Source organism: Pollutimonas bauzanensis (genome assembly GCF_040393045.1).
Lineage (GTDB): Bacteria > Pseudomonadota > Gammaproteobacteria > Burkholderiales > Burkholderiaceae_B > Pollutimonas > Pollutimonas bauzanensis_A.
Genome location: NZ_JBEBUX010000190.1, coordinates 1 through 5,345, shown reverse-complemented (window position 1 = coordinate 5,345; position 5,345 = coordinate 1). Strand labels below are relative to the sequence as shown.

At 54.9% G+C, this 5,345-nt stretch carries 5 protein-coding genes; 4 read left to right on the top strand and 1 reads right to left on the bottom strand.

Features of this window, described 5'->3' with window-relative positions; all coding sequences use genetic code 11:
- Window positions 1–9 precede the first annotated feature (9 nt).
- The 3 genes from ABWO67_RS18930 to ABWO67_RS18920 are packed head-to-tail and all read left to right on the top strand — an operon-like array spanning window position 10 to window position 3,141.
- Complete coding sequence (locus ABWO67_RS18930) at window positions 10–888, top strand: LD-carboxypeptidase (protein ID WP_353154777.1); 879 nt, start codon at window positions 10–12, stop codon at window positions 886–888.
- Window positions 889–942: 54 nt separating this feature from the next.
- On the top strand, window positions 943–2,544 hold the full coding sequence (locus ABWO67_RS18925) for an ABC-F family ATPase (RefSeq protein ID WP_353154774.1): 1,602 nt from the start codon (window positions 943–945) through the stop codon (window positions 2,542–2,544).
- A 15-nt stretch (window positions 2,545–2,559) separates the two neighbouring features.
- Window positions 2,560–3,141, top strand: a complete 582-nt coding sequence (locus ABWO67_RS18920) for an IMPACT family protein (RefSeq protein ID WP_353154771.1) — start codon at window positions 2,560–2,562, stop codon at window positions 3,139–3,141.
- Here the strand turns inward: ABWO67_RS18920 and ABWO67_RS18915 are convergent.
- Entirely contained in the window at window positions 3,110–4,054 is a 945-nt protein-coding gene (locus ABWO67_RS18915) for a LysR family transcriptional regulator (protein ID WP_353154768.1), read from the bottom strand. The genes ABWO67_RS18920 and ABWO67_RS18915 overlap by 32 nt on opposite strands.
- A 104-nt stretch (window positions 4,055–4,158) precedes the next feature.
- Between ABWO67_RS18915 and ABWO67_RS18910 the strand changes: the two genes are divergently transcribed.
- Window positions 4,159–5,345 (top strand): acyl-CoA dehydrogenase family protein (locus tag ABWO67_RS18910; protein ID WP_353154765.1); only part of this gene is annotated, 1,187 nt, incomplete at its 3' end.

Below are 5,345 nucleotides of genomic sequence, written 5' to 3'. Positions count from 1 at the left end.
CCCACCGGGATCTACCTTATCTCGCCATCGGGCGCCGTCGCCGACCCCGCAACCATAGACCTGGCCCGCGCAAGACTGGGAGAACTGGGTTTTAAAACCGCAGTCGACCGTACCGCCCTGGCCGTGCATGAACGATTTGCAGGTACCGACAAGCAGCGCCTGGCAGGTATTGCGCGAGCTTTGAAACAGAAGCACCCCATTGTCATGGCCACCCGTGGCGGCTACGGTCTTAGTCGACTGCTGCCTTTCATCGACTGGCAGGCGGTTGCCGACAGCGGCAAGATCTTCATTGGCCAAAGTGACTTCACGGTATTCAGCCTGGCGCTCTTGGCGCAAACCGGTGCAAGCAGCTTTGCCGGCCCAACCGCCGTTTATGACTTCGGCGCAAAAAAAATGGATGACTTGACTGCCGATCTGTTTGGCGAAAGCATGCGCGGGGAACTTGAGATCCTAAGCTTCGAATCGCCAGACTCCGATCCTGTCGATGCGCGCGGTGTTTTGTGGGGCGGCAACCTTGCCATGGTGGCCTCGTTGATCGGCACACCATATATGCCGAACGTCGATGGCGGCATCCTGTTCCTGGAAGACGTGGCTGAACATCCCTTCAGGGTCGAGCGCATGCTGACCCAACTGTGGCATGCCGGCATCCTGGCGCGCCAGAAAGCTATCGTGCTTGGCCGCTTTACCGATTATCGGTTAGGGGCGCATGACAATGGATTTGATCTGCCTTCTGTCATCGCCTGGTTGCGCTCGACTGTAAAAGTGCCAGTGGTCACCGGTTTGCCTTATGGCCATGTAAAGGTCAAAGCGACATTGCCAGTAGGCAGGAAAGTAGGGATTGCCACAGGCGAGGGGATGGCGCATTTGGTCCTCGAAGAGCATTTTTAGGCCTGACTTGTTAAACTAGCAGGTTATGTCGACTCTTTTACGTGATACCCCTAAGTGATCTCCACTGCAAATCTTACTATCCAGTTTGGCCCCAAGCCCCTATTTGAAAACGTTAGCGTCAAATTTGGCGAGGGCAACCGTTACGGCTTGATCGGCGCCAATGGGTCCGGCAAGTCCACCTTTATGAAAATTATCGGTGGCGACCTCGAATCCAGCGCGGGCAACGTTTCCCTCGAGCCCGGGGTGCGTCTGGGCAAACTGCGCCAGGATCAATTTGCCTTTGAGGACACTCGGGTGCTTGACGTTGTCATGATGGGCCACGAAGAAATGTGGCAAGTCATGTCCGAGCGGGATGCGATCTACGCCAACCCCGATGCAAGCGAAGACGATTACATGCATGCCGCCAATCTCGAGGCGAAGTTTTCCGAATACGACGGTTATACGGCTGAAGCGCGTGCGGGCGAATTGTTGCTGGGCCTGGAAATTCCTGTCGAACAGCATAACCAGCCTATGCGCGAAATCGCCCCTGGCTGGAAGCTGCGCGTGTTGCTGGCCCAGGCCTTGTTTTCCAACCCCGATGTGCTGCTGCTCGACGAGCCCACCAACAACCTGGATATCAATACCATTCGTTGGCTTGAAGATGTGCTCAACAGTTATCAAAGCACAATGATCATCATCAGTCACGATCGCCACTTCCTGAACCAGGTGTGTACACACATGGCTGATCTGGATTACCGTGAATTGCGCATTTATCCTGGTAATTACGATGACTATATGTTGGCGTCGACACAGGCCCGCGAGCGTATTTCGTCGTCCAATGCCAAGGCGAAAGAGCGCGTAGCTGAACTGCAAGACTTTGTACGCCGCTTTGCGGCCAACAAGTCTAAAGCTCGCCAGGCAACATCGCGCTTGAAGCAAATTGACCGCATCAAGGCCGCCTCTGTCGAGGTCAAGCCATCGTCGCGTCAGAACCCTTACATTCGGTTCGAGCAAACCAAGGTGCTGCATCGTCTGGCCGTTACGATCGAATCAATCAGCAAATCTTACGATAACCCTGTTATCAAGCCGTTTTCAGCCATGGTGGAAGCCGGCGAGAAAATTGCTATTATCGGCGCCAACGGCGTCGGCAAGACAACACTGTTGCGCATGCTGGCAGGCGACCTGGCTCCTGATACAGGCTCGGTCAAATGGTCTGAAAGCGCTGATATTGGGTATATGGCGCAAGACGTTTCCGATCAGTTCCAGTCTGACAAAACCTTGTTCGACTGGTTAAGCGAATACCGCCAGGCCGGTGACGACGATCAGTCCATGCGTTCGGTCATGGGTCGCATGCTGTTTTCAGGCGACGATATCGGTAAGGAAGTCAGGGTGTTGTCGGGTGGTGAAAAGAATCGCATGAGCTTCGGGCGCCTTATGTTGGGCCGCCATAATGTGATGTTGATGGACGAACCTACCAACCACCTGGATATGGAGTCCATCGAGTCTTTGCAGCTTGCCTTGGAAAAGTACGCCGGCACCCTGATTTTCGTGTCGCATGACCGGGAGTTTGTGTCGGGTGTTGCGACGCGGGTAATTGAAATCATGCCCGGCGGTGAAGTTGTCGATTACCTGGGCGGCTATGACGATTATCTTGGGTCTCGCGGCATCGAGGTCTAATCGCCAGGGGCTTATATGCCTTATACCTTGACCGGGCTGGCCACGTACCAGGAAGACATTAAGAAAAGCCGCTTCCTGGCTGTCGCCGACACTGTGCACGATCCCGCCGCCGCTCTGCAGCTTTTCGCAGCGTATAGCGTGGCGGATGCAACTCATAATTGCTGGGCCTATCGCATAGGAAGCGAGTATCGCTTCAATGATGATGGCGAGCCGGGTGGCACGGCGGGGCGCCCCATATTGCAGGCGATTGAAGGCCAGCAGTGCGATCGCGTGGCTGTGCTGGTGGTGCGCTGGTTTGGCGGCATCAAGCTGGGGCCGGGGGGCCTGATACGCGCCTACGGTGGGGCTGCGGCGCAATGCCTGCGCCTGGCTGCAAAAGAAGAGCTACTCGACCTGGTAACGGTGGACTGCCGATGCAGCTTCGCGGATATGGCAATAGTTCAGTCGCGTTTCGCGGCATTTCGAGCGACTGTCATTTCCGAGAATTTCGATGGCGAGGGCGTTCAATGGCGCCTGTCCGTACCGCGGGATGAGGAACCCGCTCTGGCTGAAATCGTCATTAATCTCACTCGAGGCCAAGCAGTGTGGCGTCTTTAGCGCCTGCATCATTCTTGCCCGGCGCCTGGTGCTTAAAGACGCTTTTGGCAATCGCTATGTAGTTATCCTTGACCGGCGAATTTGAAGAAGTCGACCAGATCAGTCTGCTGACCGATCTGTGTTCGTGCTCAAAAGCCAAAAAACGGATTCCCGACAGACCGCTGCGTGCAAGAGACTGCGGCACGATGGACACACCCATACCCTGCGATACCAGTGAGGCAACGCTAAGCCAGTGCCGCGCTTCGTTCTTTACTTTAGGGAAGAAGCCGGCCTGCAAACACATGGATAGCAAGGTTTCGTAATAGCTGGGCGAGACCGAACGTGCGAAGAAAATAAAGTCGTCGGCCGCCAGTTCATTCAATGCAAGGCTGGATTTGCTTGCCAGCGGATGGGTAATCGGCAGACAGATGGAAAAGGGCTCTGCCAGAAGATCGATGCCGGCGATTTTTGCGGAAACGGGATTGGCATGGATGAATCCTATATCCAGTCCGTCGCGCTCGATGAGCTCTATCTGTTCTGCGGAGTTGAGCTCCAACAGTACGTGCTCGACGTCGGGGTAGCAGGCTTTACATTGCTTAAGCATATCTGGCAGACCGCGATACAGCATCGAGCCGACGAAGCCGATTCTGATTTGCCCATGCAGGCCCGAGTCGATGCGCTGAATCAGCTTGATTACATCCGCATTGCGTTGAAGTAGAAATAAAGCCTCTCGATAGAGCGCGGATCCGGCTGGGGTCAGGGCCACACGGCGACTGTTTCGTGTCAACAATAAGGTGCCTAGCGTTTCCTCAAGCTGCTTGATGGCAAAGCTAAGCGGCGGCTGCGATATGTGAAGCCGTTGAGCGGCACGGCTGAAACTCAACTCTTCGGCTACGGCTACAAAATACCTCAACAGGCGTGAGTCTAATTCCATATTTTCTATCTATACTTTTTATGTATCAATGAATATATATTCGGTATTTGTGAATATTAATACCTAAACTTAAGATGAATCAAACTTTCCAGGGATGATTCATCATGATCTACGAACCGCAGGCGGTAGCGCCATCGTCCAATATCCCGGACTCCCGGGGCATTAATCTGTTTCGTGCCGACCCTTATGCCGAAGGCTTGTTGCGCGCCTACTTGCCGAAGGATTTGGTTACGCATTTGCTGCCGCATTTTGATGAATTAGGGAAAATGGCGGGGTCAACGCTGGATGAGTTGGCAGCGACAGCCGATAAGAATCCCCCGGTGCTATCGGTAAGAAGCCGGTCGGGGATGGATGAGTCGCAGATCGTGAAGCATCCGGCCTATGTCGAGTTGGAAAAGGCGGCATACCAAACGCTGGGGCTTGCTGCGATGTCGCATCGGGGCGGGGCACTGGGTTGGGCTGACCCAATGCCGCCTGCCGCAAAGTACGCGTTAAGTTATCTTTTCGTGCAGGCTGAATTTGGTTTGTGCTGCCCTGTCAGCATGACGGACTCTTTGGCTCGCACGCTCAGAAGGTTTGGCGATCCGGAACTGGTTGAAAAAGTCTTGCCGCAAGTCACGTCATTGGATTTTGACGAATTGCGCCAGGGCGCCATGTTCATGACTGAACAGGCTGCAGGCTCCGACGTGAGCGCCACCGAAACGCAGGCCCAGCAACAAGACGATGGGCAGTGGCGCCTGTATGGCGATAAGTGGTTTTGCTCCAACCCAGATGCTGGGTTTGCAATGGTGCTGGCGCGCAGCGAATCTAAAGAAGGGCTGGCCGGCGTCTCCTTGTTTCTGCTGCCCAGGGATCTTCCTGACAATAGTCATAATCATTACCGTGTACTTCGCCTGAAGGACAAATTGGGTACGCGCTCGATGGCGAGCGGAGAAATCCGGCTTGAAGGCGCCTACGCATGGCTGATTGGCGAGCGCGGCAAAGGCTTTCAGCAAATGGCCGACATGATCAACAACTCCCGTTTGTCCAATGGAATGCGTGCTGCGGGCCTGATGCGCCGAGCATTGAGTGAAGCCACTTACGTCGCACGCAATCGCCGGGCATTCGGCAAGCGTCTGGTCGACATGCCTTTGATGCAGCGCCAACTACTTAAGATGGCCATACGGGCAGAGCAGGGCAGGACGCTGATGTTTCAAACCGCTGCAGCCCTGGAGCAGGCGGATAAGGGGAGTGTAAAAGACAAGACACTCGTGCGTATCTTGACGCCGCTGATCAAGTTCCGGGCCTGCCG

Excerpts from the sequence above, each read along its gene's own strand:
- ABWO67_RS18915 (WP_353154768.1), bottom strand. The coding sequence starts at position 4,054 with ATGGAATTAGACTCACGCCTGTTGAGGTATTTTGTAGCCGTAGCCGAA.
- ABWO67_RS18920 (WP_353154771.1), top strand. The coding sequence starts at position 2,560 with ATGCCTTATACCTTGACCGGGCTGGCCACGTACCAGGAAGACATTAAG.